This window comes from Citrobacter sp. Ce129, from assembly GCF_030334545.1.
GTDB lineage: Bacteria > Pseudomonadota > Gammaproteobacteria > Enterobacterales > Enterobacteriaceae > Citrobacter > Citrobacter europaeus.
Genome location: NZ_JAOWDS010000057.1, coordinates 392,931 through 418,628, shown reverse-complemented (window position 1 = coordinate 418,628; position 25,698 = coordinate 392,931). Strand labels below are relative to the sequence as shown.

Annotated in this window: 23 protein-coding genes; 11 read left to right on the top strand and 12 right to left on the bottom strand. The window is 51.4% G+C overall.

Translation table 11 applies throughout. The features are described 5' to 3' along the window. Positions 1-5 precede the first annotated feature (5 nt). Positions 6-731 (top strand): phosphate signaling complex protein PhoU, encoded by a 726-nt coding sequence (gene phoU / locus OGV77_RS08810; RefSeq protein WP_003023824.1) that lies wholly within the window; start codon positions 6-8, stop codon positions 729-731. Between the two features lie 84 nt (positions 732-815). On the opposite strand, the gene yieH is transcribed toward phoU, so the two are convergent. Beyond that, positions 816-1,481 (bottom strand): 6-phosphogluconate phosphatase, encoded by a 666-nt coding sequence (yieH, locus tag OGV77_RS08805; RefSeq protein WP_043018816.1) that lies wholly within the window; start codon positions 1,479-1,481, stop codon positions 816-818. A gap of 167 nt (positions 1,482-1,648) precedes the next feature. Between yieH and adeP the strand changes: the two genes are divergently transcribed. From adeP to phsC, 5 genes are all read left to right on the top strand, one after another. Further along, on the top strand, positions 1,649-2,986 hold the full coding sequence (gene adeP, locus OGV77_RS08800; RefSeq protein ID WP_003023830.1) for an adenine permease AdeP: 1,338 nt from the start codon (positions 1,649-1,651) through the stop codon (positions 2,984-2,986). A 233-nt stretch (positions 2,987-3,219) separates the two neighbouring features. Further along, a complete protein-coding gene (locus OGV77_RS08795; protein WP_231130599.1) occupies positions 3,220-5,001 on the top strand; it encodes an HAL/PAL/TAL family ammonia-lyase in 1,782 nt (593 codons plus the stop codon). Further along, positions 4,998-6,578 carry a flavocytochrome c gene (locus OGV77_RS08790; RefSeq protein ID WP_231130600.1) on the top strand — a complete coding sequence of 527 codons (1,581 nt, stop codon included), beginning with the start codon at positions 4,998-5,000 and terminating at the stop codon, positions 6,576-6,578. The genes OGV77_RS08795 and OGV77_RS08790 overlap by 4 nt, the downstream gene beginning before the upstream one ends. A 1-nt stretch (position 6,579) precedes the next feature. Then, positions 6,580-6,993 carry a cytochrome c3 family protein gene (locus OGV77_RS08785; protein ID WP_080625929.1) on the top strand — a complete coding sequence of 138 codons (414 nt, stop codon included), beginning with the start codon at positions 6,580-6,582 and terminating at the stop codon, positions 6,991-6,993. Beyond that, entirely contained in the window at positions 6,990-8,606 is a 1,617-nt protein-coding gene (phsC, locus tag OGV77_RS08780; RefSeq protein WP_233602716.1) for a thiosulfate reductase cytochrome B subunit, read from the top strand. The genes OGV77_RS08785 and phsC overlap by 4 nt, the downstream gene beginning before the upstream one ends. Positions 8,607-8,646: 40 nt before the next feature. On the opposite strand, the gene OGV77_RS08775 is transcribed toward phsC, so the two are convergent. From OGV77_RS08775 to OGV77_RS24830, 11 genes are all read right to left on the bottom strand, one after another. Then, entirely contained in the window at positions 8,647-10,107 is a 1,461-nt protein-coding gene (locus OGV77_RS08775) for an AAA-type ATPase lid domain-containing protein (RefSeq protein WP_231130601.1), read from the bottom strand. A 217-nt stretch (positions 10,108-10,324) separates the two neighbouring features. Beyond that, entirely contained in the window at positions 10,325-10,891 is a 567-nt protein-coding gene (locus OGV77_RS08770) for an NADPH-dependent FMN reductase (protein ID WP_003827046.1), read from the bottom strand. 30 nt (positions 10,892-10,921) lie between these two features. Continuing rightward, positions 10,922-11,671, bottom strand: a complete 750-nt coding sequence (locus tag OGV77_RS08765; RefSeq protein WP_043018815.1) for a 4'-phosphopantetheinyl transferase family protein — start codon at positions 11,669-11,671, stop codon at positions 10,922-10,924. Positions 11,672-11,837: 166 nt separating this feature from the next. Next, the gene (gene yidZ / locus OGV77_RS08760; protein ID WP_043018814.1) at positions 11,838-12,797 is read right to left on the bottom strand and encodes an HTH-type transcriptional regulator YidZ; all 960 of its coding nucleotides are present in this window, start codon (positions 12,795-12,797) and stop codon (positions 11,838-11,840) included. Next, positions 12,766-13,947 carry an MFS transporter gene (locus tag OGV77_RS08755; RefSeq protein WP_087050732.1) on the bottom strand — a complete coding sequence of 394 codons (1,182 nt, stop codon included), beginning with the start codon at positions 13,945-13,947 and terminating at the stop codon, positions 12,766-12,768. The genes yidZ and OGV77_RS08755 overlap by 32 nt, the downstream gene beginning before the upstream one ends. A 153-nt stretch (positions 13,948-14,100) precedes the next feature. Beyond that, positions 14,101-15,465, bottom strand: coding sequence for a tRNA uridine-5-carboxymethylaminomethyl(34) synthesis GTPase MnmE (gene mnmE / locus OGV77_RS08750; protein ID WP_043018812.1), 1,365 nt, complete (start codon positions 15,463-15,465; stop codon positions 14,101-14,103). 107 nt (positions 15,466-15,572) lie between these two features. Then, positions 15,573-17,219 carry a membrane protein insertase YidC gene (gene yidC / locus OGV77_RS08745; RefSeq protein WP_003023844.1) on the bottom strand — a complete coding sequence of 549 codons (1,647 nt, stop codon included), beginning with the start codon at positions 17,217-17,219 and terminating at the stop codon, positions 15,573-15,575. 2 nt (positions 17,220-17,221) lie between these two features. After that, positions 17,222-17,479: a membrane protein insertion efficiency factor YidD gene (yidD, locus tag OGV77_RS08740; RefSeq protein WP_003023846.1), complete on the bottom strand. Its 258-nt coding sequence runs from the start codon at positions 17,477-17,479 to the stop codon at positions 17,222-17,224. Next, the gene (gene rnpA / locus OGV77_RS08735; RefSeq protein ID WP_003844432.1) at positions 17,443-17,802 is read right to left on the bottom strand and encodes a ribonuclease P protein component; all 360 of its coding nucleotides are present in this window, start codon (positions 17,800-17,802) and stop codon (positions 17,443-17,445) included. Before rnpA ends, yidD begins: the two co-directional genes overlap by 37 nt. A gap of 17 nt (positions 17,803-17,819) precedes the next feature. After that, positions 17,820-17,960, bottom strand: coding sequence for a 50S ribosomal protein L34 (rpmH, locus tag OGV77_RS08730; RefSeq protein WP_003023858.1), 141 nt, complete (start codon positions 17,958-17,960; stop codon positions 17,820-17,822). A gap of 228 nt (positions 17,961-18,188) precedes the next feature. Then, positions 18,189-18,269, bottom strand: coding sequence for a hypothetical protein (locus OGV77_RS24830; protein WP_418221920.1), 81 nt, complete (start codon positions 18,267-18,269; stop codon positions 18,189-18,191). 297 nt (positions 18,270-18,566) lie between these two features. Between OGV77_RS24830 and dnaA the strand changes: the two genes are divergently transcribed. The 5 genes from dnaA (at position 18,567) to yidA (ending at position 25,687) form a co-directional block, all read left to right on the top strand. Next, positions 18,567-19,970, top strand: a complete 1,404-nt coding sequence (dnaA, locus tag OGV77_RS08725; RefSeq protein WP_043018810.1) for a chromosomal replication initiator protein DnaA — start codon at positions 18,567-18,569, stop codon at positions 19,968-19,970. A 4-nt stretch (positions 19,971-19,974) separates the two neighbouring features. After that, positions 19,975-21,075: a DNA polymerase III subunit beta gene (dnaN, locus tag OGV77_RS08720; RefSeq protein ID WP_005121477.1), complete on the top strand. Its 1,101-nt coding sequence runs from the start codon at positions 19,975-19,977 to the stop codon at positions 21,073-21,075. A 138-nt stretch (positions 21,076-21,213) separates the two neighbouring features. Beyond that, on the top strand, positions 21,214-22,287 hold the full coding sequence (gene recF, locus OGV77_RS08715) for a DNA replication/repair protein RecF (protein ID WP_003844434.1): 1,074 nt from the start codon (positions 21,214-21,216) through the stop codon (positions 22,285-22,287). A gap of 28 nt (positions 22,288-22,315) precedes the next feature. Continuing rightward, positions 22,316-24,730, top strand: a complete 2,415-nt coding sequence (gene gyrB / locus OGV77_RS08710) for a DNA topoisomerase (ATP-hydrolyzing) subunit B (RefSeq protein ID WP_087050733.1) — start codon at positions 22,316-22,318, stop codon at positions 24,728-24,730. Positions 24,731-24,874: 144 nt separating this feature from the next. Beyond that, entirely contained in the window at positions 24,875-25,687 is an 813-nt protein-coding gene (yidA, locus tag OGV77_RS08705) for a sugar-phosphatase (RefSeq protein WP_043018808.1), read from the top strand. Positions 25,688-25,698: the final 11 nt, after the last annotated feature.

The following is a 25,698-nucleotide window of genomic DNA, read 5'->3' as shown; positions in this document are numbered from 1 at the left end:
AAATGATGGACAATTTAAACCTTAACAAACATATTTCCGGCCAGTTCAATGCAGAGCTGGAAAGCATCCGTACCCAGGTGATGACCATGGGCGGCATGGTCGAGCAGCAGCTTTCTGATGCGATTACCGCCATGCATAACCAGGACAGTGAGCTGGCGAAGCGCGTCATTGAAGGCGATAAGAACGTCAACATGATGGAAGTGGCGATCGACGAAGCCTGCGTACGTATCATCGCCAAGCGTCAGCCGACCGCTAGCGATCTGCGTCTGGTGATGGCGATTATCAAAACCATCGCCGAGCTGGAACGTATTGGCGACGTGGCGGACAAAATCTGCCGCACCGCGCTGGAGAAATTCTCGCAACAGCATCAACCGCTGCTGGTAAGCCTGGAGTCACTGGGCCGCCACACCGTACAAATGCTGCATGACGTGCTGGATGCGTTTGCGCGTATGGATCTCGACGAAGCGGTACGTATTTATCGCGAAGATAAGAAAGTCGACCAGGAATATGAAGGCATCGTGCGTCAGCTGATGACCTACATGATGGAAGATCCACGTACCATTCCAAGCGTGCTGACCGCGCTGTTCTGCGCCCGTTCCATCGAGCGTATCGGTGACCGCTGCCAGAATATCTGCGAATACATCTTCTACTTCGTGAAGGGACAGGACTTCCGTCATGTGGGCGGCGATGAGCTGGATAAGCTGCTGGCGGGCAAAGATCCTAAAGAGTGATAAAAACGCAGAAAGTAGGCCGGATAAGCGTTAGCGCCATCTGGCAATTGCCCGGTGGCGCAAGCTTACCGGGCCTACAAAAAATTACCGGGTAATATCCCAACCCCGCGCTTTCCACAATTCCGGCAACTGTGCCAGATCGGTAAACGTCGTGACTTTTGGATGATCGATCGGTTTGTTGTGCGGATCGGCGCAGAAATAGAACACTTCCATTCCCGCAGCAATCCCCGCCTGCGCGCCTGCACTGGAATCATCGACCAGAATGCAGTTCTCAACGTTAACGTCCATCGCTTTCGCCGCATGGAACATCAGGGCCGGATCGGGCTTCCAGCGCTGAATATCGTATCCGCTGAACAGTAAATCAGGGAAATGGTGCAACATGCCCAGTTTACCCAGCGAATGCTGCATTTTGCTGACCGGACCGTTGGACACAACGCACATGGGCACCGTCATACTGTCCAGCAGCGCATTAGCGCCAGCGATCACCTCCAGTTCCGTATCGAACAGACGTGCGACCTCAGCGCGGTAGACCGGTTCTAAATCGGCTTTTGCCAGTTCGACACCGTGCTCTTCGTTGATAATGTCGATGATCTCGTACAGCTTTACCCCTTTGAAGCGTTTGAACGTTTCTTCAAGATCGAGCGTAATGCCGAACGCCTGGAACATGCTGACATACGCGCGAGAACAAATCACTTCACTGTCGACAAGGGTACCGTCACAGTCAAAAAATACGGCTTCTATCTGGGACATGTCATTTCCGTTTTAACAAGTTTAACGTTTTCGTAATGCATTATTAGGCAACGCAATCGTTGCCGTATAAGCAAAATCAATGAAAAAAGTTGCTCATAACCCAACCCTATTGTCGCATTTTGGTATAGGATAGCGACGAATTTTCCCTCCTTGTTCGGAAATTGATAATGAGTCAACAACACACAACCCAGGCTTCTGGCCAGGGGATGCTGGAACGCGTGTTCAAACTGCGCGAACATGGCACGACGGCACGGACCGAAGTGATCGCCGGTTTAACCACCTTCCTGACGATGGTTTATATCGTTTTTGTTAACCCGCAAATTCTTGGCGTGGCTGGCATGGATACCAGCGCCGTCTTTGTTACCACCTGCCTTATTGCTGCATTTGGTAGCATCCTGATGGGGCTATTTGCCAACCTGCCGGTCGCACTTGCGCCAGCTATGGGCCTGAACGCATTCTTTGCTTTCGTGGTCGTTGGCGCCATGGGCCTGTCATGGCAGATCGGTATGGGGGCTATCTTCTGGGGTGCGGTAGGTCTGCTGCTGCTGACCATTTTCCGCGTACGTTACTGGATGATAGCCAATATCCCGGTTAGCCTGCGCGTGGGGATCACCAGCGGTATTGGTCTGTTCATCGGCATGATGGGGCTGAAAAACGCCGGCGTTATCGTGGCGAACAAAGACACCCTGGTGTCCATCGGCAACCTGACCTCCCACAGCGTACTGCTCGGCATTCTGGGCTTCTTTATCATCGCGATTCTGGCGTCACGTAATATTCATGCGGCGGTGCTGATCTCCATCATTGTGACCACGCTGCTGGGCTGGATGCTGGGCGATGTTCATTACAACGGAATCGTCTCAGCGCCGCCGAGCGTAATGTCTGTTATCGGACATGTTGATCTGGCTGGTTCGTTTAACATTGGCCTGGCGGGTGTAATTTTCTCGTTCATGCTGGTCAACCTGTTCGACTCCTCCGGTACGTTGATTGGCGTCACGGATAAAGCTGGTCTGGCGGATGCGAAGGGCAAGTTCCCGCGCATGAAGCAGGCGTTGTATGTGGATAGCGTGTCGTCTGTTACCGGCGCGTTTATCGGGACGTCTTCCGTTACCGCGTATATTGAGTCTTCTTCCGGGGTTTCTGTCGGTGGACGTACTGGCCTGACAGCGGTAGTTGTTGGCTTGCTGTTCCTGCTGGTTATCTTCCTGTCGCCGCTGGCGGGAATGGTGCCGGGCTATGCTGCCGCAGGTGCGCTGATTTATGTTGGTGTGCTGATGACATCAAGCCTGTCGCGCGTGAAGTGGGATGACCTGACAGAAGCGGTTCCGGCGTTTATTACCGCCGTGATGATGCCGTTTAGCTTCTCGATTACCGAAGGTATCGCGCTGGGCTTTATTTCCTACTGTGTGATGAAAATCGGTACCGGACGTTTCCGCGATCTCAGCCCGTGCGTCATTGTTGTCGCGCTGCTGTTTGTGCTGAAGATTGTGTTTATCGACGCGCATTAATGTACACATGCTTCAGTCTTATGATTTAAGGCTGAAGCATAATTTTTTATCACTCATCTCCTGTCAGACCTGCAAATTATCTCTCTTCAATCAAAAGTCTTAAGTGATTTATTCACCGTCCTTCATTGTGATTTGCTAGCCGTGAACTGTTGCTTCATCTGGTGAATTATCTGTTAATAAATTGAAATGTTTTCATTTTGATTTTTTTGAAATATCAAAAATAGCCTTAATAAATGCAGGGGCTATTTCAACTTTCGCACAGGCTTTTTTCGTTACTGTTTCTTATCTCTATTAAAAGGAGTTTAGAAATGAAGAAGACTGTCATTGCGACGTTCTGCGTCTCCCTGTTTTTTCCGTTATTCGCGTATTCGGCTACCAGCGTAACGCTGGATGGTCATTCATTGACACTGGATGATGCCTGGGCCATCGCTCAAGGAGAAAAACAAGTCGACATCGCTTCAACTGCAATGGATCGCGTCGATAAAGCGAACAAACTTTTGATGATTGCTGCCGGTAAAGGGGTTCCTGTTTACGGGCTGACGGTAGGTGTCGGTCTCAACAAAGATAAATCATTGTTCGATGCGCATGGAAAATTGACGCCGGAAGTTATTCAGGCCTCACGTGAATTTAATATCAACGCTCTGCATGCACACGCAGCAGGTGTTGGGCCCGATATGCCGGATGAATTGGTTCGTCTGGCGATGGTGATCCGCCTTAATACGATGTTGACAGGAAATACAGGAGCCCAACCGCAGGTAGCCAAACTGTATCAGCAGTTCCTCAATAAGCATATTACTCCCGTCGTGCCCTCGCGCGGTTCCGTTGGTGAAGCTGATATAACGCTTGCATCACATATTGGCGACGTAATGATTGGTGAGTGGCGTGTTCGTGTCAAAGGCATCGAGATGGATTCAGCGAAAGCCCTGAAACAGGCGGGCATTGAAAAGCTGGAACCGCTTGGTAAAGATGCTCTCTCAATTCTCTCTTCAAATGCGATATCAACAGCCTACTCCGCTCAGGCCTTACTGGAATCCCGCCAGATCATAAACGTTACACCTGTGGTCTATGGTTTATCTCTGGAGGCGCTTAATGGCAATGTTGCCCCATTCTTGTACCAAAGCTTAAGTGTGCGGCCTTTCCCTGGAATTCAGGATACTGCCGGAAGTATTCGTAATGTACTAACCGGTTCTTATCTTTGGCAGCATCAGGATGGACGACCTTTACAAGATCCGCTCTCTTTCCGTACGACAGTATTTGTTCTTAATGAAGCACGTCGCGAGTGGAATGAAGCCTGGCAAATGCTGGAAATTCAGATGAACAGCTCTGATGACAATCCGGCGGTGATCGTAAATGCCGATCGTTCGTTGGCGGAAAATAGCCAGGTTGAGCAGTACTTCGTGAGCGAAAAAGAGGCCAATGGCGAAACCCTCAGCGGCGCGATTTTCCCAACCTCTAATTTTGAACCTCTGCCTCTGGCGCTGGCAATTCAGAATCTGTCTTTAGCGATGGGGCATTTGGCGCATAACAGCGTACAGCGCACTTTGCATTTATCTGACGAGCATTTCACTGGATTGAGTCGCTTCCTTGCTTCTGACACCAATCAACAAGGACATGCTTTTGGGGCAATTCAGAAGCCACAGGTTGCGCTACTGGCTGATATTCGCGACCTGGTTAATCCGGTATCCCTTGATGGCCAACCGATGGCGGGCACGATTGAAGATACCTATACCAATAATCTCCGGGCGTCCAAACGCTTGAATCAGATCGCTGATGATATGCGTAGCATTTATGGTCTGGAATTGTTGCATGCCAGCCAGGCTATCGATCTAAGAAAACAAAAAAATCCTGACCTGAAGTTGGGAGAGATGACAGGCAAACTTTTTGCCGCTTATCGGGAAAAAGTACCGTTTGTTTCGCAGGATCGGATTTTCAGCGACAACATTGCAGATTCCTCTGCATTAGTCGCATCGTTTCCTGCCGGGACCCTGGTTAATACGCAAGCAGGGAGCAAATGACGAAAATGAAAAAAACCGTTAATGCATCGCGGCGGGCCTTTTTAACGAAAAGCACCATTCTGGCGACGGGAGGTGCGCTGACGGCGCTGGCGGGGAGTGCGCGAGCACAGCTGAGCAGCTGTCAGGCAACGGCGGTTCGTTACCATAAAATTTACGATGTGATTGTGGTGGGAAGTGGTTTTGCTGGGTTAGCTGCTGCGCTCGAAGCGGCCCAGGCAGGCCGCAGTGTACTGGTGATCGATAAAATGCCGGTTTTTGGCGGTAACTCTGCGATTAACGGTGGTGCCGTTGCGGTTGCGGGTTCTCCGTTGCAGGAAAAAGAGGGGATAGTTGACTCTCCTGAGCTGATGTTTAAAGACATGCTTAAAGCCGGGCGGGGGCTTAATGATAAAGATCAACTGAAAATTTTGGTCAGTAATACCATGGCGGCATATGAGTTTACCCTGCAACATGGCGTGAAATATAAACCGTTTGTCCAGCATTTTGGCGGTCACTCGGTTCCCCGTACGCTGCAAACTGTTGAGAGCTCAGGGGCCGGTATCACCCGGCCCCTGAAAGAGTCTGCTGCAAAAATGGGGGTTATTTTTCGTTCACGATGCAAGCTGGAATCTTTCCGACTAAACGGCGAAGGGCGAGTGGTTGGTCTGACTGTTCGTGATGGGTATCGTTTCCCTGATGAACAGACGGGTCAGATAAGGCACTACGGCGCACGATACGGCGTGGTGATGTGTTCTGGCGGTTTTTCTAACGATTTACGTTTTCGTAAAATGCAAAACCCCATGCTGGATGAGCGTGTCGACTCCACAAACCATCCTGGTGCGACGTCGGAATGTCTGGTGCAAATGCTACGTATTGGCGCAACACCAGTACAACTTGACCTTATTCAGCTAGGCCCCTGGTCTTCACCAGACGAACGCGGATTTGGTTACGTATCGCAGTTCAATACTATCTCCGGTTTTCCTAATGGAATCATGGTTAACCCACGTACTGGCCATCGCTTCACAAACGAACTTGCCGATCGTAAAGAGCGTGAAGAAGGGATTTTGGCACAAGTCGATGAAAAGGGAGATCCACTTTATCCCATCTGTTTTACCACCCTGGAAGGCGCAAAACAGGCACAAAGCCTGGGGCATGCCCTGCACTATGGCGTGGCCTGGCAATTTGACTCACTGGATCTGTTGGCTGCGCATTTCGGTATACCTTACGACGTGCTGACAGAAGAAGTAGATACCTACAATGCCGCCGTAGCCCGTAAGGGGGGCGATCGCATGAAGAAAGATGTGAGTCGTGCAGTTCCACTGGATAAAGGACCATTTGTCGCCGTACGTGTGTGGCCAAAAGTGCACTACGTCATGGGTGGAGTACAGATAAATATGCGGACAGAGGTACTTAACGCTGCTGATAGTAAGCCGATCCCAGGTCTGTATGCTGCCGGAGAAGCAACTGCAGGTTCACATGGTGGAAGTCGTCTTGGTAGTTGTGCTGTGGCTGATTGTCTGGTTTTTGGTCGGATTGCAGGCGCCAGCGTTGCTTCTTCGAGCGCAGTGGGTGATGTATTTGATGTTGAGGGAATTTAACATGGCAAAGTTATGGATAGCCCTGTTGCTGCTTATTGGTGGTTTTTCCCAGGTTACAGGTGCGGCGGATGATGAGGCTGCTTTTCATCAGCAACTGAACACAATGACCGTTAAGCCTTATCACCATTCGCTGGAGGCAACCGGACGAGATACATCATGTCAGTTATGCCATGGCGCCAGTACGCCAGTTGCGGCACCCAATGATAAGTCGTGCCTTAGTTGTCACGGTTCACGCGATCAGGTTGCCGAATTAACGCAACCTAATCCACAAGATAAAAATGCTGAGCCTAACCCGCATGACTCAATGCATTACGGAAAAGATGTTCCTTGTACTGCTTGTCATAACGAGCATAAACCCTCGGTAATTTATTGTAATAATTGCCATCTCTTTAAATATCCGGATATGAAGCCATGAGGGAAATCATGCGCGGATTCTTAATAAGAGGCTTCTTTTTTCTACTGTCAGGGGGGATGCCGCTGTCGGGATTTTCTGCGCCAATTCCGACACAACAACTCAATCAACCTTGTCTGGCATGTCACGCAGACGGAGATATCCAGGGCATATCGACGGATAAAGTGCAGGATAATTTATTCGTTTCACCAGATAAGTATCACGATAGCGTGCATGGCGAGGTGCCATGTATCGCTTGTCATCAGAGTAAACCCGGAAGCGAGGGATTTTCAGTTACCCCTCATGTTTTAAAAGCAGGAGCAGAGAAGAGTTGTGAAAGCTGTCATGGCGTAGTCATGCGCGATACGGTACATGCCGTACAGCAGAGTGTGCATAGTGAAAAGATTGCCAATGGCGAGTTCACCTGTACCTCGTGCCATAACGCACACACCATGACTGCTGGAGAACTAAATCATCCGGGTAAACAACGGGTTGCTGACGACAATTTAATGTGTACGAACTGTCATTCGCGGGCGGGGGTCTTTACGCAGTTGTCAGGGGGAAAAACCTCAACTACTCAGAATCTGGCGCACTCGGCGCTCCCTTATGCTTCTGAGCATCTCAACAGTTTACGCTGCATTGATTGTCATGCTGATATAGCCGATACCACCCTGCATCGAATTCTGCCTGCCTCGCAAGCTGTCAGTTGTGAACAGTGTCATGGAGATAGCGCGTTGCTGACGAGCCGACTGAAAACGTTCGCGCCGGATGAAAATGCACTGGCTGGAAGTCTTTTAGGGAAAGGGCTCTTTGATGAAAGTGTGCTGAGGGAAAAACTCGCGACGGTATCAACGTTACCACCGGTCGTTCGCCAGGTTGATGGTGCTTTGTTTACCAATACCTACATGATTGGTAATAATGGCAGTGGGCAGGCGGATAGTCTGGTGGCCTGGGGATTGGGCGGCCTTGTCGCTTTGTTAATCTGCCATGGTTTGGGACGAATCATCTTGTCTCACCGCGCTATCGATATGTCGATGGATAAACATTATCTTTATACGCTTCCTGTCCGTTGCTGGCACTGGCTGAATGCGCTCTGCTTTACTGCACTGATCGTTAGTGGTTTTGCACTACACTGGGTAAGTGCGCAATTCTCACTTTGGGTCGATGTGCATAATATTGCTGGTGTATCGTTATGTATTATTTGGCTGGGCTTCATCCTGGTGGCGATATGCGGTAACGGGCATCATTATCGAGTACGCTGGCAAGGTTTTATGGGGCGGTTTACCCGGCAGACACGTTATTATCTATACGGTATTTTTCGTGGCGAATCCCATCCAGAGCAAGCATCGCCAGAGGCTAAATTCAATATCCTCCAACAACTTGGCTATATTGGCGTGATGTTTTTGTTGTTGCCGTCGTTGATAGTGACCGGATTATTCATGATGTATTCTGATCTTACTCCCGAAACGCTATTTTCGTTGCCGGGTAAGCAGGTTGTGGCGTGGCTCCATTATGGTCTGGCTGTGGTTATGATAGCCTTTATCATCGTGCATCTTTATTTATGCAGTACAGGAGATAAGCCAGGATCACTAATTAAAGGTATGATTGACGGTTTCCATCGTTCCAAAAAACTGTAGTAATGAAAATTCTCCCCTTTCCCATACCAGGGGAAGGGGATTAATCTTTAACAACTATGCCCAGCTTTTTTATTTTGCTGTAGAGGGTGTTACTGTTGACACCGAGTAGTTCTGCGGCCCCATCTTTACCTGATATTCTTCCCCCTGTCTGTTTTAATGCCTTTTGAATGTGCTGGCGTATAGCCTCATCAAGCGTGCTGATTGACAAAGTATTCCTCTCTCGGGGGATAATAATATTCAATTCATTAGCTGGGCAACGGAAGAACGCATTCTCTAATAATCCAATTAATTCTGTGATGTTGCCCGGCCAGTTATATTGCAATAATAATCGTAGAGCATCATCCCCTAACACTGGTAGAGTATGGTATTTATGTTGACCTGATAATTTCCTTAAATAATGTGTTAACAACAGAGGGATGTCATCATGGCGATACCGTAGGGGCGGTAAGGTGATTATCTGGCAGAGAATGTTAGCATACCGTTGATTTGTCAGATGGCCTTTAGATATATCGTAGATACCGGAGTTTTGTACCATTGAAAATGGTTGTGTTTGCGTAGCAATAATCTGCAACTGGCAATACTCGCGATAGCTTGCATGGAGTCCGAGTAGAAAAGTTTGCCAGCGCTCGGGAAATGACTTTATTTCTTTTACTAGTAAAGAACCTTGATGTAATATCAAAAACATAGCCATATTAGGTGTTTTATTCAAGTCTATGTTTATTGTTCTATCTACAACCCCACTTCTCATAATAACCAACTGGCCTTGAGGTGTTATCAATCCATAATAACCACTACGGTTGGTTTTTCGTTGTTGAAGTTCTGAGGCTAGTGTTGTTTTTCCTACACCTTCCTCGCCCAGTAGTAAAATAGGTTGCTCACTATTTGCTAATTTATCCAGCGACCTATATAACTGATACAGATGGGAATTGGTTTGACTGATGATAAATTTTTCATTCTCTTCTGGGACAGGAAGTTCTGATAGTGGAACTGGAGTATTATTCACTAAAAGATTTTGTCGTGACAAGGCAATAAAAGCCAGTAATGAGAGCTCCCCTCTCACAGATTCAAATAATTCAGCATGTTGAGGTGTAAAGGCATTTGCATGGTGGCTAAATATACCCATTGCACCAAGTCGTAAACCATCCAAATGCATGCGCATCAGGATAAGCGATTTGATATTACGAAAGCAGGTACTAACCACATATTCAGTCAACGGGCATTGGCTCAGATTGTCGATAACCTGAGTAGAAAAATTATCTGAGTGATTGAACTGTCGGGCAATGTTTTCAGGAATGGGGATGACATCCCTTTTCAATCGTGCCGTTTTATGCGTCGCCAATGCTAAAAACTGGATGCAACGAATATCACTACGGTAGTAGTTAAAGAAAATACCGTCACAAACTATTGAATCTGGTATCGATTGTAGGCAAGCATACATGGATTTCTCCAATTGTGTACTGCTACATAAAGCGGTCCTGAGATGTGAAAATGTCCTGTCCATGGCATATCCATTGTTCACGGTAGACAAAATGTCGGGAAAATATTAGAAATATTTATTGGTATAATTGCAACTGCAATGTCTGGTAACACTATGCCACAATAGTGAAGGAGAAAAAATAGACAAAAGTGAGTTATTGGATTGGTTTACGGAAATAAGAAAATAATCCAGAAGCATAGACACTTACTGGATTATTTAAGAGTACGAAGCAAATTTTCTTTTACGCTTTCACGCGCTGAATGTAGTCGCCAAATGCGGTCAGCTGACCGGTCAGATGGTCCAGCGTACTTTGGTCGATCACTTCGCCCGTCTGCGGGTCAACTTTGTTCTGAATGACGCCGCCCATAAATTCAGGCTTGTTCATAACCATGGCGTCAAGGAACACCAGGATCTGACGCAGATGGTACTGGCAGCGCGCGCCGCCAATGGCGCCCATGGAGCTGGTCTGAATCAGCACTGGTTTGCCCGATAACGGCTGATCCGGCAGACGAGACAGCCAGTCGATAGCGTTCTTCAGTCCGCCGGGTACTGAATAGTTATATTCCGGCGTCACGATGACAACACCGTCAGCCTTCCTGATTTGCTCTGCCAGCGCTTCTACGCTTGCCGGAAAACCTTCTTCCTGCTGGAGATCGGCATCGTACAGTGGGATATCACCAATCGATGGTAACGCGTTCACTTCCATGCCCGCTGGAGCAATCTTAGGCAGCGTACGGGCAACCATTCCATTAAACGAACCTTTGCGCAGACTTCCCAGTAACGTAACAACATTCAATGTTTCAGACATGGTAACTCCTGTTTCATCATGAAGGTTAAATCAGCTAAGCGTATAGCTCTTCGCTGCGCATAATTGAGAGAATCGAATCAGACGACCTGTAGGCTCATTGGCGCGAGTCTGGATATCCGGCAAACTTTTCCAGTCCTGTTTACCATCAAACTCCCAAACCTTGAGTTTTTCAATGGTTGGCGTAACCGCAACCGACCACACCAGCACATCTTCCGCATCGCAAATGGCTTCAACCTGCGCAACGTGGGCACATTTCAGACGTCCTGCACCGGGTAAAAGCTGGAGTTCGCGCGGGTCGTCATTGCACACATCGCCGGTGAGTTTGAGTACGCTCTGGCGCAACGTAATGAGCTGCGCGCGTGCTTCGTTGGGGTCGTTTTGATTGTTGATCCACAGATTTTCGTTGCTGGAGAAGCGCCAGGTTTCCGCTGAATTCGGATTGTGAAAGCCGCGGGTAGCCCGCTGAAGCTCCAAATCCAGGCCGCACGTTCCTTCCGTCGTTAGCGCAACGCCGACGATATTCCCGGCATAAGAAATCGAAAACCCCGGCAGGTTCGTATCGCGAAAAACGGGTTTTCCTTTGGCCTGAGTAACAATCTCGGGCAGCGTGCTGGTGCCGTAAAGCATAAACATCAGTTCGGCGAGAAGACTTCGGGAAGCCAGGAAACGTGTTCGGCGATGAACGGGTAGATCTCTTGCTTCGATATGACATGGAGAAGGGAGGCGAGCTGAAACCAGGTGTCCCTCCGTAAGAATCCCTCTGGCAAAATGTGTCGCCATTTGTCGCTCCGTGAGTAATGGTCCGTGATAATTACCAGAGTAACATTTACGCGCTTTCCAGGCAGGCTTTGCTGCCCAAAAAGTAAGCTGAAATGGAATACATTACGCGATATTTACATTTCTGTTGCCAGAATAGTCGATTCAGCAACAAAGTGGCGGCGGATCGTCAGGACATATCGCGATAAAGCGCCTTGATCGTGTCTTTCAACCAGACGATCTTAGGATTATGACTGTTACGTTTATGCCAAAGAAGGGTGAAGGGTACGCGCATTTTTTCCAACTGCGCGGCATCAAAAGGCATTGGGCGCGCCACCAGCGGAAGCTGGTGGAGTTGGTTATAACGCTGGCAATAAACCGGAGCTGTGGCTATCAGCGCGTGTTCCGGCTGGGCGGCCATGAACAGCGATTGCTCAAAACCGGGCAGACATAACGCGATATTGCGCGCGCGCCCCATCTCTTGCAGGACTTCATCCAACGCCCAGGTATCGCTTTGCTCCCAGCTAATGCTGATGTGCGGATAGCGCAGAAAAGTGTCCAGATTCCACTCTTCCTGCAGTGCGGGATGATCTTCACGTAGCCAGACGCAGGGCAGATCGGAAAACAGCACTTCATGGTCGATCGACAGCGGCAATAAACTTAACAGCTCACGCGAGCGTGGATGGCTTTCACGCCCGGTAAAGCCGATATCCACTTCGCCGCGAATAATCGCATCCAGCGAATCATAGTCCCAGTTGCGAATTTTGATCGTCGCCTGAGGATAACGCTGATAAATCTGCCTGGAAAGCGCGTTGAACATGATCATCACCAGCGGCGTTTCGGCCACCAGATCAAACTTCAACCCGCGCGGCGCTTCATGATGTGGCTTATCCAGCAACTGGTTGCTCATCTGCATCCACTCTGCCAGGTTCTGTTCCATGCTGACCATCAGCGGCGTTGGCGTTAGCCCCAGCGGGGTGTTTACAAACAGCGGATCGTCAAACCAGGCCCTTAACTTCGACAACGATTTACTCACCGCCGACGGCGTGACGTTCATCCGTTTGGCGGTTTTGGTGACGCTGCGCTCCTGCATCAACAGCTGCAGGCAGAGTAATAAATTAAGATCGAGACTGCTGAGCGATTTCTTCATGAGTTGGCGCGGACCGGTTAGGTGCAACAGTGATAATCAGCATGATACTCACTATGCTACAGCCAATCAGAATCCCGATCAGCATATTCAACGCATCAAGGCCGAGCACCGCCGCCAGCCAAATCCACAGCGAGGAACCGCAAACCTGCGCAATACCTAACGCCGAGCTGGCAACGCCCGCGCGCAGCGAGAACGGACCCAGTGCCTGGCTCATGGCGACACCAAAACCAACCGAGAACCCCGCGCAGATTAAAGTCAGCCCAAACAGCGTTACTGCGTGTGAGGCGGCAAGGGTTAACACCACACCTGCACACAGAAACAGCACCTGCGAGGTCAACATCAGAACGCGAGGCTTAAATACGCTCAGAGCGAATGGTGTGGAGAAAGAGACCGCCATGCTGATGCCTGCGGTCATGGCCATGGTGGTGGCGTACTCGCCGCGGTCGAAGCCCATCACTTCCATCAACAGCACTGGGGAGGTATTCACGAAGGTCAGGATCACCGACACGCTGAGGGTGGTAATAGCCAGGCGGCTTAAGAAAAAGCGGTTAACCAGAGATTCGGACAGATGATTCTTTTCCGCAGAGGCCGGGAGCATCGCTGGGCGCGATTCTCGCAGGACAAACACCGACAGCAGGCAAACAGCCACCCCCATACCGATCATCGTGTAGAACAGGCTCTGCCACGGGTATTTGAGCATGATCAGATGCCCCATCACTGGAGCCAACACCGGCACAATACAGGTAATTCCGTTCAACAGCGACAGTACCTTCGCCCGGCGGCGATCGTCGAGCGTATCGCGCAGAATAGCGAAGGCCACCACATAGCAGCAACCTGCGCCTGTGCCCTGAATAAAGCGGCCAATAAGAAACGGCGTACCGCTTTCGGCGAATGAACACAGCGCAGAGGCGAAAATAAAGATGAGGGCGCCGACAATAGCGACGGGTTTGCGTCCTGACCGATCGGCAATTTTTCCCGCGAACAGCATCGCCGTCGCCATTCCCGCCAGATAAACCGAAAACGCGATATGCAGTTGCGCCTCGCTGGCCTGTAAATCGGCAGCAATACGGGGCAGCCCTACCAGATACATATCAATACCGGCGGGATAAAGTAACACCAGGGCGAAACTGCAGATTAGAAAGCGTGTCATAGCGACCTCATGAGGAATGTGGCGCTAAGCATACGGTGATAGAGTCAACTGCACGAGTTGCCATTTGGACAACAGTGATTTCCCCATGGGAAATTATTGTTGCCGGATGGCGGCGTAGGCCCGGCAAGCATCGCGCCACCGGGCAACACAACGTTACTTACCAATACAGAAACTGGAGAAAATCCGTCCAAGCAGATCGTCGGAGGTAAATTCCCCGGTGATCTCACTGAGGTTCTGCTGCGCCAGACGTAGCTCCTCTGCCAGCAGTTCTCCGGCCCATGCTCCGAGCAGTTGGGCTTTGCCTTGTTCAAGATGTTCCGCCGCTTCTGCCAGCGCCTGCAGGTGACGACGACGCGCCAGAAAGCCGCCTTCCATATTGGTTTCAAAGCCCATGCTCTGCTTGAGATGATTACGCAGCACGTCAACGCCTTCCCCGGTACGCGCGGAGAGGCGAACCAGTGAGTGGCCATTTACTTCGCTAAGGCCCAGCGTCTCACCGGTAATATCCGCTTTGTTACGCACTACGGTAATCGGCAGTTTAGCTGGCAGACGGGCAATAAAGTCTGGCCAGATGTCAGCCGGATCCACGGCGTCGGTGGTGGTGCCATCAACCATAAACAGTACGCGGTCGGCCTGTTCGATTTCCTGCCACGCACGTTCGATACCAATGCGTTCAACTTCATCGCTGGCATCACGCAGACCGGCTGTGTCGATGATATGCAGCGGCATCCCGTCGATATGGATATGCTCACGCAGCACATCGCGGGTTGTCCCGGCGATGTCGGTGACAATGGCTGCCTCACGGCCAGCCAGGGCGTTTAACAGGCTTGATTTCCCGGCGTTAGGACGCCCGGCAATCACCACCTTCATCCCTTCGCGCAGCAGACTGCCCTGACGCGCTTCGGCACGAACGGCATCAAGATCGCTGATAACGCTGTTGAGCTGCGCTTCAATCTTGCCGTCAGACAGGAAGTCGATTTCTTCATCCGGAAAGTCGATCGCCGCTTCCACATAGATGCGCAGGTGAGTGAGCGCTTCCACAAGATGATTTACCCGTGCGGAAAATGCGCCCTGCAACGAGTTTAGCGCCGAGCGAGCCGCTTGCTCTGAGCTGGCATCGATCAGGTCGGCAATCGCCTCTGCCTGGGCTAAATCGAGCTTATCATTGATAAATGCGCGCTCGGAGAATTCACCTGGTCTGGCAATGCGCAGCCCGGGAATAGTCAGAATACGTTTGAGCAGCAGATCAAGAATCACCGGACCGCCGTGGCCCTGAAGCTCTAAAACGTCTTCGCCAGTAAAGGAGTTCGGGCCGGGGAACCACAGGGCAATCCCCTGATCCAGCGCGCTGCCATCCGCGTCTTTAAACGGCAGATAGTCGGCATAACGCGGTTTTGGCAGTTTCCCCAGTACGGTTTCTGCGACTTCACGTGCCTTCAGGCCGGAGATACGCAGGATACCCACGCCACCACGTCCCGGAGGGGTGGCCTGAGCGACGATGGTGTCGTTATGGCTCATGGTTTGTCTCTTCTTAATACAATAAAAAAGGCGGTCTAAAATGACCGCCCTTTACTTTATGTTCCGTTTGCCGGATGGCGGCTTCGCCTAATCCGGCCTACACCGAATCAGGAGTTTTTCTTCTCGCGGCTATGCAGCCCACGCTTCTCCAGACCACGGTAAATCAGCTGTTGCTGAATAATGGTTACCAGGTTGCTGACGATATAGTACAGCACCAGACCTGACGGGAACCACAGGAAGAACACGGTGAAGATGACCGGCATAAAGGTCATGATCTTCTGCTGCATCGGGTCGGTCACGGTGGTCGGAGACATCTTCTGAATGAAGAACATCGTCACGCCCATCAGGATCGGCAGGATGTAGTACGGGTCCTGTGCAGACAGGTCATGGATCCACAGAGCGAACGGCGCATGACGCAGTTCAATGGAGCCCATCAGCATGTAGTACAACGCCAGGAAGATTGGCATCTGGATGATCAGCGGGAAGCAGCCGCCCAGCGGGTTAACCTTCTCAGCTTTGTACAGGGCCATCATTTCCTGGCTCTGACGCTGTTTGTCATCGCCCAGACGCTCACGCATAGCCTGAATCTTAGGCTGCAGCATACGCATCTTCGCCATGGAGGTGTACTGCGCTTTGGTCAGCGGGTACATGATGCCACGAACGATAAAGGTGATAACGATGATGGAGAAGCCCCAGTTACCCAGGAAGCTATGGATCCACTTCAGCAGTTTAAACAGCGGCTGAGAGATGAACCACAGCCAGCCGTAATCCACGGTCAGATCCAGGTGCGGTGCAACGGCCGCCATTTTATCCTGAATTTCCGGGCCGACCCACAGGGTGCTGGTCATCGCGCCAGTCTGACCAGGCTGAACCAGTACCGGCTGTGATTTATAGCCGATAGCGGCAATGCCGTTACCCAGATTAGCGGTGTAGAAATTGTTGGTACCGTCGTTACGCGGAACCCATGCCGTTGCGAAATACTGTTGCAACATTGCGACCCAGCCGTCTTTAGCGTTGACGTTCAGGTTTTCGTTTTCAGCAATGGTGTCGAATTTGTATTTCTCATACTTCTCATCCGGCGTGGAGTACGCCGCGCCACGGAAAGTGTGCAGCGCAAAGTTGCTGCTCCCGGTGTCGCGATGAGATGGCAGATTGATGGATTGCTTCAGCTGACCAAAGGTGGAGACTTCCAGCGGTTTTTCGCCGGCGTTCTGCACGCTGTAGTTAACGTTGACAGCATATTCACCACGCTTGAGGACAAACGTTTTAGTGAATGTGTTACCCGCTGCGTCAGTATAGGTCATCGGGATCTGCAGTTCGTTCTGACCGTCAGCCAGTACAAACGCGTCTTTTTCGACGTTGTACAGCGGACGCGGGCCGTTAGCCGGGTTATCCGGGCCGTCACGACCTGTCAGGCCACTCTGTGCCTGGTAGATGAACTGTGGCGTGGTTTCCAGTAACTGGAACGGTTCGGTAGAACCGAGTTCTTTCGGGTAAGCTGGCAGTGAAGCCTGTTCCACATCACCACCACGGGTGTTGATGGTCAGATCAAGCACGTCAGTTTTAACCGTAATCAGTTTCCCCTGGCCACTGGCCGGTACGCCCTGGTCTGCGGCGCTACCCGCTGCGGTGGTCGTTGTCTGCGTGGTCTGTTGGGCCTGAGGTTGCGGGTTTTTATCCTGCTCCCAGGCTTGCCAGATCATGAAAGACACGAACAGCAAAGCGATGACTAAAAGATTGCGTTGCGAATCCATCGTTAGTGTTCTCTGGTATCAAATGGTCCGGGCGGGACGGGATCGTCACCACCAGGGTGTAAAGGGTGGCATTTTAATACGCGTTTCACCGTCAACCAACTGCCTTTTATCACTCCAAACCTGCGCAATGCCTCAATTCCGTAGCTCGAACAGGTTGGAGTGAAACGGCAATGCGGCCCAAGCAGCGGACTGATCAGGCGTTGATAGACCCGAATGAGGGCTATCAGGACCCGCGAGCCAGGCGACAATGGCGACGCCATAATTTTTCCAACGCTTCCGAGAGAGCACGGTTATCGAGGTCAGCAACCCCTTTTTTCGCCACCACCACGAAATCCATTGCTGGAAGCTCGTGCTGACGTAAACGGAAGCTTTCACGCGTCAGACGTTTAATCCGATTGCGTTCATGCGCACGCTTAACATTTTTCTTGGCGACTGTGAGACCGATACGGGGATGCCCCAGCGAATTCAGGCGGCCGAGGATGGTGATTTGCGGCGTGCCAGCCCGTTGTGGCTGCTGGAAGACGAATGTGAAATGAGTGGGAGTTAACAAACGTAACTCCCTGGGAAATGCGAGCTTAACCACTCAGGGGCTAGCTTTTATTACTTAGAAACGGTCAGACGAGAACGGCCTTTAGCACGACGACGTGCCAGAACCTGACGACCATTTTTATTAGCCATACGAGCACGGAAGCCGTGAGAACGGTTGCGCTTCAGTACAGACGGTTGAAAAGTGCGTTTCATGGCGATTTCTACCTAAACTTGAATAAATTCACTGACTTTTGCGTATACCCGAACGAGTTTCGAACGACTTACGCCACAGTGTGGGTGATTAAAGAGGCCGGATTGTAATAATTGTACACTCCGGAGTCAATTCTCTTTCCTTATTTCCCGCTTTTTTCCGCACGGTTTCGCGTAAAAAACAGGCAGCGTTGACGCCGTAAGGCGACCGTTACTCGCTGGGGGTAAGAATTATACGGGCTGGTGGATAAAGCGCAAGGATCGCACGGGATCTTTATTAGATCGTTTAAGCAGTAAAGCATCTTTACTCATTAATTTTTTCAATATGCGCGCTAAAACCTGCAGCACTTCTCCAGGATCGTTTACACTTAGCCGATTCTGGATCATCCTGTGGATAAATCGGGAAGAATCTGTGAGAAACAGAAGATCTCTTTCTCAGTTTACGCTATGATCCGCGGTCCCGATCGTTTCAATGGATCCTGATCGGGGAAAAATTGCAGATAGCAATTCGCACGTCACCCTTTGCATAGGGTCTTGTCGATGTGCGTCAACAATCATGAATGTTTCAGCCTTTGTCATTTATCGACTTTTGTTCGAGTGGAGTCCGCCGTGTCACTTTCGCTTTGGCAGCAGTGTCTTGCCCGATTGCAGGATGAGTTACCAGCCACAGAGTTCAGTATGTGGATACGCCCGTTGCAGGCGGAACTGAGCGATAACACGCTGGCTTTGTATGCGCCAAACCGTTTCGTGCTCGATTGGGTAAGGGATAAATACCTTAATAATATTAATGGATTACTCAATAACTTCTGTGGAGCGGATGCCCCACAGCTGCGCTTTGAAGTCGGTACTAAACCCGTCACGCAAACGCTGAAGACGCCGGTGAACAACGTTGTTGCGCCCGCTTACGTAGCGCAGCAAGTGCAACCGCAACGCGCCGCTCCGGCAGCGCGCCCAGGCTGGGATAACGTCCCGGCCCCGGCAGAACCTACCTATCGTTCTAACGTCAACGTCAAACACACGTTTGATAACTTCGTTGAAGGTAAATCTAACCAACTGGCGCGCGCGGCGGCACGTCAGGTGGCGGACAATCCTGGCGGCGCCTACAATCCGTTATTCCTTTATGGCGGTACGGGTCTGGGTAAAACTCACCTGCTGCACGCTGTCGGTAACGGCATAATGGCGCGTAAGCCAAACGCGAAAGTGGTGTATATGCACTCCGAGCGTTTTGTGCAGGACATGGTTAAAGCCCTGCAAAACAACGCGATCGAAGAGTTTAAACGCTACTACCGTTCCGTTGACGCGCTGCTGATTGACGATATCCAGTTCTTCGCGAATAAAGAACGATCGCAGGAAGAGTTTTTCCACACCTTTAACGCCCTGCTGGAAGGCAATCAGCAGATTATCCTGACCTCGGATCGCTATCCGAAGGAGATCAACGGCGTTGAAGATCGTCTGAAATCCCGCTTCGGCTGGGGACTGACTGTGGCGATCGAGCCGCCTGAGCTGGAAACGCGCGTCGCGATCCTGATGAAAAAAGCCGACGAAAACGACATTCGTCTGCCCGGGGAAGTGGCGTTCTTTATTGCCAAACGTCTACGCTCTAACGTGCGTGAACTGGAAGGCGCATTGAACCGCGTGATCGCCAACGCCAATTTTACCGGCCGGGCGATTACTATCGATTTTGTGCGTGAAGCGCTGCGCGATCTGCTGGCTTTGCAGGAAAAACTGGTCACCATCGACAATATTCAGAAGACGGTGGCGGAGTATTACAAAATCAAAATTGCGGATCTGCTTTCTAAGCGTCGATCTCGCTCGGTAGCTCGTCCGCGCCAGATGGCGATGGCGCTGGCAAAAGAGCTCACTAACCACAGTCTGCCGGAAATTGGCGACGCGTTTGGTGGGCGTGACCATACTACCGTGCTTCATGCCTGCCGCAAGATTGAGCAGTTGCGTGAAGAAAGCCATGATATTAAAGAAGATTTCTCCAATTTAATCAGAACATTATCTTCGTGACGCTATGAAATTTACCGTTGAACGTGAACATTTATTAAAACCGCTTCAGCAGGTCAGCGGCCCGCTGGGTGGACGTCCTACACTGCCTATTCTCGGAAACCTGCTGCTGCAGGTTGCTGACGGTGCGCTTTCGCTGACCGGTACCGATCTCGAAATGGAGATGGTGGCGCGCGTGGCGCTGATCCAGCCGCATGAACCTGGTGCGACCACCGTTCCGGCGCGTAAATTCTTCGATATTTGCCGCGGATTGCCGGAAGGCGCGGAGATTGCCGTTCAACTGGAAGGCGACCGTATGCTGGTGCGTTCTGGTCGCAGCCGTTTCTCGCTGTCTACGCTGCCTGCTGCCGACTTCCCGAATCTGGACGACTGGCAGAGCGAAGTCGAATTCACCCTGCCGCAGGCTACGATGAAGCGTCTGATTGAAGCCACGCAGTTTTCGATGGCGCATCAGGACGTACGTTACTACTTAAACGGCATGCTGTTTGAAACCGAAGGGGAAGAGCTGCGTACCGTGGCGACCGACGGTCACCGCCTGGCGGTCTGTTCAATGCCTGTCGGTCAGCCGTTGCCAAGCCATTCGGTGATCGTACCGCGTAAAGGCGTGATTGAACTGATGCGTATGCTCGACGGCGGTGATAACCCGCTGCGCGTGCAGATTGGCAGCAACAACATTCGTGCACACGTGGGCGACTTTATCTTCACTTCCAAGCTGGTTGACGGTCGGTTCCCGGATTATCGCCGCGTATTGCCGAAGAATCCGGACAAACATCTGGAAGCCGGTTGCGATATCCTCAAACAGGCATTTGCTCGTGCGGCGATCCTCTCTAACGAGAAATTCCGCGGCGTGCGTCTGTATGTCAGCGAAAACCAGCTCAAAATCACCGCCAACAACCCGGAGCAGGAAGAAGCAGAAGAAATTCTGGATGTCTCCTATCCTGGTACTGAACTGGAAATCGGCTTTAACGTGAGCTACGTACTGGACGTTCTGAACGCGCTGAAGTGCGAGAACGTGCGTATTCTGCTGACCGATTCCGTATCGAGCGTACAGATTGAAGATGCAGCGTCACAATCTGCAGCCTATGTCGTCATGCCTATGCGCTTGTAAAGAATATCGGGCTATCTTACTTGTTATTCTGGCTCCGGGCAGTGCTCGCAATCCTCACGTACTTCAGTACGCTCCGGTTGCTGTGCGCTGGCCGTAACCAGACTAACTGCGACGATAATGCCCTGGTTATGAGTTGATATGTCGCTATCCCGACTCCTGATTAAAGATTTCCGCAATATTGAAAATGCGGATCTCGCTTTATCTCCCGGCTTTAACTTTCTGGTTGGCGCGAATGGCAGCGGCAAAACCAGCGTGCTGGAAGCCATCTATACGCTCGGCCACGGCCGGGCGTTTCGCAGTTTGCAGATTGGTCGCGTCATTCGCCACGAGCAGGAGTCGTTTGTTTTACACGGGCGTTTGCAAGGGGAAGAGCGTGAGACGTCGATTGGTCTGACGAAAGACAAACTGGGCGACAGCAAAGTGCGCATTGACGGCACTGACGGGCACAAGGTTGCAGAACTGGCGCACCTGATGCCGATGCAACTGATCACGCCAGAGGGGTTTACTTTACTTAATGGCGGCCCCAAATACAGAAGAGCATTCCTTGACTGGGGATGCTTTCACAATGAAGCCGGATTTTTCACCGCCTGGAGCAACCTGAAACGACTGCTCAAGCAGCGTAATGCGGCGCTGCGCCAGGTGAGTCGTTATGAGCAACTGCGCCCGTGGGATAAAGAACTGATCCCGCTGGCGGAACAAATCAGCACCTGGCGCGCGGAGTACAGCGCCGGTATCGCGCAGGATATGGCGGATACCTGCCAGCAGTTTCTTCCCGAGTTTTCTCTCTCCTTCTCATTCCAGCGCGGCTGGGAGAAAGAGACTGATTATGCCGAAGTGCTGGAACGCAGTTTTGAACGCGATCGCATGTTGACCTACACCGCGCACGGCCCGCATAAGGCGGATTTCCGCATTCGTGCCGACGGTGCGCCGGTGGAAGACACGTTGTCGCGTGGGCAGCTAAAGCTGCTGATGTGCGCCTTACGTCTGGCGCAAGGGGAGTTCCTGACCCGTGAAAGCGGACGGCGCTGCCTGTACCTGATAGATGATTTTGCCTCTGAACTGGATGACGCGCGTCGCGGGCTGCTGGCCAGCCGCTTAAAAGCCACGCAATCTCAGGTCTTTGTCAGCGCAATCAGCGCTGAACACGTTATAGACATGTCCGATGAAAATTCGAAGATGTTTACCGTGGAAAAGGGTAAAATAACGGATTAACCCAAGATAAAATGAGCGAGAAACGTTGATGTCGAATTCTTATGACTCCTCCAGTATCAAAGTCCTGAAAGGACTGGATGCGGTGCGTAAGCGCCCTGGTATGTATATCGGCGACACGGATGACGGCACCGGTCTGCACCACATGGTATTCGAGGTGGTAGATAACGCTATCGACGAAGCGCTCGCGGGTCACTGTAAAGATATCGTGGTAACGATTCACGCTGATAACTCCGTGTCCGTTACCGATGATGGCCGTGGTATCCCGACCGGTATTCACCCGGAAGAAGGCGTTTCGGCGGCGGAAGTTATCATGACCGTTCTGCACGCAGGCGGTAAATTCGATGATAACTCCTATAAAGTTTCCGGCGGTTTGCACGGCGTGGGTGTTTCTGTCGTTAACGCCTTGTCGCAGAAACTGGAACTGGTGATTCGTCGTGAAGGCAAAGTGCATCAGCAAACTTACGTGCACGGTGTGCCGCAGGCGGCACTGGCGGTAACCGGCGAAACAGAACTGACCGGGACTCAGGTCCGTTTCTGGCCAAGCCACGAAACCTTTACCAATGTCGTTGAGTTTGAATACGACATTCTGGCGAAGCGTCTACGTGAGCTGTCCTTCCTGAACTCCGGCGTCTCTATTCGTCTGCGCGACAAGCGCGACGGCAAAGAAGATCATTTCCACTATGAAGGTGGCATTAAGGCGTTTGTTGAATACCTCAACAAAAATAAAACGCCGATCCACCCGAATATCTTCTACTTCTCCACTGAAAAAGACGGTATCGGCGTTGAAGTTGCGCTGCAGTGGAACGATGGTTTCCAGGAAAACATCTACTGTTTCACCAACAACATTCCACAGCGTGACGGCGGTACTCACCTTGCAGGCTTCCGTGCGGCGATGACCCGTACCCTGAACGCCTACATGGACAAAGAAGGCTACAGCAAAAAAGCGAAAGTCAGCGCCACCGGTGACGATGCCCGTGAAGGTCTGATTGCCGTTGTTTCTGTGAAAGTACCGGATCCGAAGTTCTCCTCACAGACCAAAGATAAGCTAGTCTCCTCTGAGGTGAAATCGGCGGTAGAACAGCAGATGAACGAACTGCTGAGCGAATACCTGCTGGAAAACCCATCTGACGCGAAAATCGTCGTTGGCAAAATTATCGATGCTGCGCGTGCCCGTGAAGCTGCACGCCGCGCGCGTGAAATGACCCGTCGTAAAGGCGCGCTGGACTTAGCCGGTCTGCCGGGCAAGCTGGCGGACTGTCAGGAACGCGACCCAGCCCACTCTGAACTGTATCTGGTGGAAGGGGACTCCGCGGGCGGATCTGCGAAGCAGGGCCGTAACCGTAAAAACCAGGCGATTCTGCCGCTGAAGGGTAAAATCCTCAACGTCGAGAAAGCGCGCTTTGACAAGATGCTCTCCTCTCAGGAAGTCGCGACGCTGATCACCGCGCTCGGCTGTGGCATCGGTCGTGACGAGTACAACCCGGACAAACTGCGTTATCACAGCATCATCATCATGACCGATGCGGACGTCGACGGCTCGCACATTCGTACGCTGCTGTTGACCTTCTTTTATCGTCAGATGCCGGAAATCGTTGAGCGCGGCCACGTTTACATTGCACAGCCACCGCTGTACAAAGTGAAAAAAGGCAAGCAGGAACAGTACATTAAAGATGACGAAGCGATGGATCAGTACCAAATTTCTATCGCTCTGGATGGCGCAACGCTGCACACCAATGCCAGCGCACCAGCCCTGGCGGGTGAAGCATTAGAAAAACTGGTTTCTGAATACAACGCGACGCAGAAAATGATCGGCCGTATGGAACGTCGTTTCCCGAAAGCGCTGCTGAAAGAACTGGTTTATCAACCGACGCTGGCTGAAGACTGCCTGTCTGATGAAGCGAAAGTGACGGCCTGGGTTTCCCAGTTGGTTAACGTGCTGAATGAAAAAGAAATGCACGGCAGCACCTGGAACAGCTTCGTGCGTAAAGACGCTGAACTGAACCTGTTCGAACCGGTGATCCGTGTGCGTACCCACGGTGTCGATACCGATTATCCGCTGGAGCATGAATTTGTGACCGGTGGCGAATACCGTCGTATTTGTACGCTCGGCGAGAAGCTGCGCGGGCTGATCGAAGACGATGCGTTTATCGAACGTGGCGAACGTCGTCAGCCAGTAGCAAGCTTTGAGCAGGCGCTGGAATGGTTGCAGAAAGAGTCTCGTCGTGGTCTCGCTATCCAGCGTTATAAAGGTCTGGGTGAGATGAACCCGGAACAGCTGTGGGAAACCACCATGGACCCGGAAAGCCGTCGTATGCTGCGCGTTACCGTGAAGGATGCGATCGCCGCCGACCAGCTGTTCACCACGCTGATGGGTGATGCCGTTGAACCGCGTCGTGCGTTTATCGAAGAAAACGCCCTGAAAGCGGCGAACATCGATATTTAACCTGCACCCGGGCCTGCTCCTGTGGGCCTGTGACCGATCGACAAAAGGGGAATCTCGATTCCCCTTTCTATCCCCCTTTTCGTAGCTGTTTTTTGAGCGGAATCGCGTTAGCATGAGGACGGACTCATTTCATCCGGGGAACTCATGGCTATCAAACTTATTGCTATCGACATGGATGGCACACTTCTGCTGCCCGATCACACCATTTCACCTGCGGTCAAAACGGCGATTGCCGCGGCGCGCGCGCGTGGCGTGAATGTGGTGCTGACTACGGGGCGCCCGTATGCCGGCGTTCATAGCTATCTGAAAGAACTACATATGGAACAACCCGGTGACTACTGCATTACCTATAACGGTGCGCTGGTGCAGAAAGCGGGGGATGGCAGTACCGTGGCGCAAACCGCGCTGAGCTATGATGATTATCGTTACCTGGAGCAACTCTCCCGGGAGGTTGGTTCCCATTTCCATGCCCTCGATCGCAACACGCTGTATACCGCGAACCGTGATATTAGCTACTACACGGTGCACGAATCGTTTGTCGCGACCATCCCGCTGGTGTTCTGTGAAGCCGAGAAAATGGATCCTGCAACCCAGTTCCTGAAAGTGATGATGATTGATGAGCCGGAGATCCTCGATAAAGCCATTTCGCGTATACCTGCGGAAGTAAAAGAGAAGTACACCGTGCTGAAGAGCGCGCCGTATTTCCTCGAAATCCTCGATAAACGCGTCAATAAAGGGACAGGTGTAAAATCGCTGGCCGATACGTTAGGCATTAAAGCCGAAGAGGTGATGGCGATTGGCGATCAGGAAAACGACATCGCGATGATTGAATACGCAGGCGTGGGCGTTGCCATGGACAACGCTATTCCATCAGTCAAAGAAATCGCCAACTTCGTGACGAAATCCAACCTTGAAGATGGCGTCGCGTATGCCATTGAGAAATTTGCGCTGAATTAAGAAGTTATGGG

Excerpts from the sequence above, each read along its gene's own strand:
- phoU (WP_003023824.1), top strand. The coding sequence starts at position 6 with ATGGACAATTTAAACCTTAACAAACATATTTCCGGCCAGTTCAATGCA.
- yieH (WP_043018816.1), bottom strand. The coding sequence starts at position 1,481 with ATGTCCCAGATAGAAGCCGTATTTTTTGACTGTGACGGTACCCTTGTC.
- adeP (WP_003023830.1), top strand. The coding sequence starts at position 1,649 with ATGAGTCAACAACACACAACCCAGGCTTCTGGCCAGGGGATGCTGGAA.
- OGV77_RS08795 (WP_231130599.1), top strand. The coding sequence starts at position 3,220 with ATGCAGGGGCTATTTCAACTTTCGCACAGGCTTTTTTCGTTACTGTTT.
- OGV77_RS08790 (WP_231130600.1), top strand. The coding sequence starts at position 4,998 with ATGACGAAAATGAAAAAAACCGTTAATGCATCGCGGCGGGCCTTTTTA.
- OGV77_RS08785 (WP_080625929.1), top strand. The coding sequence starts at position 6,580 with ATGGCAAAGTTATGGATAGCCCTGTTGCTGCTTATTGGTGGTTTTTCC.
- phsC (WP_233602716.1), top strand. The coding sequence starts at position 6,990 with ATGAGGGAAATCATGCGCGGATTCTTAATAAGAGGCTTCTTTTTTCTA.
- OGV77_RS08775 (WP_231130601.1), bottom strand. The coding sequence starts at position 10,107 with ATGGACAGGACATTTTCACATCTCAGGACCGCTTTATGTAGCAGTACA.
- OGV77_RS08770 (WP_003827046.1), bottom strand. The coding sequence starts at position 10,891 with ATGTCTGAAACATTGAATGTTGTTACGTTACTGGGAAGTCTGCGCAAA.
- OGV77_RS08765 (WP_043018815.1), bottom strand. The coding sequence starts at position 11,671 with ATGGCGACACATTTTGCCAGAGGGATTCTTACGGAGGGACACCTGGTT.
- yidZ (WP_043018814.1), bottom strand. The coding sequence starts at position 12,797 with ATGAAGAAATCGCTCAGCAGTCTCGATCTTAATTTATTACTCTGCCTG.
- OGV77_RS08755 (WP_087050732.1), bottom strand. The coding sequence starts at position 13,947 with ATGACACGCTTTCTAATCTGCAGTTTCGCCCTGGTGTTACTTTATCCC.
- mnmE (WP_043018812.1), bottom strand. The coding sequence starts at position 15,465 with ATGAGCCATAACGACACCATCGTCGCTCAGGCCACCCCTCCGGGACGT.
- yidC (WP_003023844.1), bottom strand. The coding sequence starts at position 17,219 with ATGGATTCGCAACGCAATCTTTTAGTCATCGCTTTGCTGTTCGTGTCT.
- yidD (WP_003023846.1), bottom strand. The coding sequence starts at position 17,479 with ATGGCGTCGCCATTGTCGCCTGGCTCGCGGGTCCTGATAGCCCTCATT.
- rpmH (WP_003023858.1), bottom strand. The coding sequence starts at position 17,960 with ATGAAACGCACTTTTCAACCGTCTGTACTGAAGCGCAACCGTTCTCAC.
- OGV77_RS24830 (WP_418221920.1), bottom strand. The coding sequence starts at position 18,269 with ATGAGTAAAGATGCTTTACTGCTTAAACGATCTAATAAAGATCCCGTG.
- dnaN (WP_005121477.1), top strand. The coding sequence starts at position 19,975 with ATGAAATTTACCGTTGAACGTGAACATTTATTAAAACCGCTTCAGCAG.
- recF (WP_003844434.1), top strand. The coding sequence starts at position 21,214 with ATGTCGCTATCCCGACTCCTGATTAAAGATTTCCGCAATATTGAAAAT.
- gyrB (WP_087050733.1), top strand. The coding sequence starts at position 22,316 with ATGTCGAATTCTTATGACTCCTCCAGTATCAAAGTCCTGAAAGGACTG.
- yidA (WP_043018808.1), top strand. The coding sequence starts at position 24,875 with ATGGCTATCAAACTTATTGCTATCGACATGGATGGCACACTTCTGCTG.